The 1112-nt window shown below is 43.1% G+C and carries 3 protein-coding genes; all 3 read left to right on the top strand.

From position 1 onward, the window contains the following. Window positions 1–223 (top strand): hypothetical protein (locus KQJ19_RS23685; protein WP_216404282.1); only part of this gene is annotated, 223 nt, incomplete at its 5' end. A 64-nt stretch (window positions 224–287) separates the two neighbouring features. Next, window positions 288–989 carry an EndoU domain-containing protein gene (locus KQJ19_RS24220; RefSeq protein WP_103765926.1) on the top strand — a complete coding sequence of 234 codons (702 nt, stop codon included), beginning with the start codon at window positions 288–290 and terminating at the stop codon, window positions 987–989. Between the two features lie 10 nt (window positions 990–999). Then, a partial coding sequence (locus tag KQJ19_RS24205) for a MafI family immunity protein (RefSeq protein WP_216404283.1) occupies window positions 1000–1112 on the top strand: 113 nt, incomplete at its 3' end.

The following is a 1112-nucleotide window of genomic DNA, read 5'->3' as shown; positions in this document are numbered from 1 at the left end:
AAAATTCATTCTTCCTCTGGTTTTTTTTATTGTATTCAGCATGGTTTCAATTTTTCTAACAGGGGTGGTTTTATATGTATGCGGGGAATTTTTTTTCTTTTTTTATAAAGGAATACCTGTGTCTTTTTCATCGAACATTGTTTTATTTTTAGGTAAGATAGGTATATATATTGGTAGCTTTGCAGGTTTAATGTTATGGATTACCAACTTGCTAAAGAAATGATTAATTGTAACTTAAGATAGTTGTTGAGAATAACGCGCTGGGTCCGAACAGCTTCGGAAAAGGCATGGCTGATATGGGGTTATCCCAGCAGTCACTTGCAGCCAGTATGATCCAGAGTGGCGCTACAGCAGATGAGTTAACAGAAGCACTGATTAAAAACTCACAGGGTCAGATACCTGAAGGGCAGGATACCGTTAAAGGTCTGTTGACTGCCTGGGGCGAATTCTTTGGGGTTCCGGTCAGTGCGTTGACCGCAAATGGAGAAATGACACCGCAACAAGCTGCGGAAATCCTGGCGAGTGGTGTGCCGACCAGTGAAGCAAAACTGATTCAGTATGTAGCAGCTAAAGCGTTTTTATCTGTTGCGAAAAGCTCCGATCTTGGATTATCACCTGCAAACCAGAAATATGTGGATATCCTTTCGCCGGAAGCGAAACAGCATATTTTATATGGGGATAGCCCTACACAAGGTGGACATCTGTATCCCGGAAATCCAGGAAAAACAGTTTTCCCTCAAAGTTGGTCAGCAGACAAGGTTGTTCATACTGTGGGTGATATAGCTACTTCACCCGATACCAAATGGTTTGCCCAGACCGGAACGGGCGGGACGTATACAAATGCAGGAAGACCAGCAAGATGGGTTGCCTGGGAAGAGCGAGAGGGTGTTAGAGTTCGTGTGGTATACGAGCCAGCTAGTGGGAAAATAGTAACAGCGTTCCCGGATAATAATCCGACTCCTCCAGCTTTAAAGCCAATTAAGAAATAGTGTGGGCGCAATGGATATTAATGACAAAATTAGATCTTTAGGTGAAGGGTTAAAGGATCGGTTGGATCCTTCGCTAGTTGACTTTGCCCTAGATTATATTGGGTTCTCAGAGAACGTATTAGC

Origin of the sequence: Citrobacter sp. S46_ASV_140 (genome assembly GCF_018919545.1) — a bacterium.
GTDB lineage: Bacteria > Pseudomonadota > Gammaproteobacteria > Enterobacterales > Enterobacteriaceae > Citrobacter > Citrobacter braakii.
The sequence above is the reverse complement of the archived record's forward strand: the minus strand, read 5'-3'. Positions and strand labels throughout refer to the sequence as shown.

Excerpts from the sequence above, each read along its gene's own strand:
- KQJ19_RS24220 (WP_103765926.1), top strand. The coding sequence starts at position 288 with ATGGCTGATATGGGGTTATCCCAGCAGTCACTTGCAGCCAGTATGATC.